This is a genomic window from Rhizobium sp. P1_E6, assembly GCF_056405875.1.
The window spans coordinates 1-598 of record NZ_JBFUBG010000360.1 but is presented as its reverse complement, the minus strand read 5'-3'; the positions used below and the strand labels follow the sequence as shown (position 1 = coordinate 598).

Below are 598 nucleotides of genomic sequence, written 5' to 3'. Positions count from 1 at the left end.
GAGCAGAGCCCGTCGTTTCTGGCTCGAAAGCGTTTTGACATGCACTGGCCGAAATAGGCTCACCCGCATCATTTGCGCGATACCACGCGCATCATTGCGATCCGATTTGTTCACTGTCGCCTTTAGGAAAGCTCTCGTGTGACGAGTTTCGATGCAAACCGCCGGCAGACCAACACTTGTGAGACCTTCGAAAAGCCATTGCGACAACGGACCAGCTTCAAGGCCGATACGCACAAGATGCCAGGAAGGATTACTCAGAACCTCGATGAGATCATCCGGATGGCTGGTGACTTTCAGCTCTCGGCAAATGGTACCTGCTCCATCAACGATGCACAGGGAAGTCTCTTTCACAGAGACGTCTAATCCAACATAATGGTTCATGCTGCGCTTCCTTTCTGATGCTTGTGGCTGTTGCGATACAGACCACGTTTTATCATCACTCGAAGCGCAGCACCTCCGCGACAATCTTAAATCGCATGAAGACGAGGTGCCAAGCCGAATACCCCATCTGAAGGATTTCACTCTGGCGGCTGATTCAGTGATGTTTTGGCTGATGTTCAGCATGTCACCGAAATTTCATGCATGAGCAGTGCTGGAA

At 51.0% G+C, this 598-nt stretch carries 1 protein-coding gene; it reads right to left on the bottom strand.

Annotated features, from left to right (window positions below; translation table 11 throughout):
* On the bottom strand, positions 1 to 381 hold a 381-nt coding region (locus tag AC1D35_RS36745; RefSeq protein WP_477943000.1), incomplete at its 3' end, for an IS110 family transposase.
* Between the last annotated feature and the right edge of the window lie 217 nt (positions 382 to 598).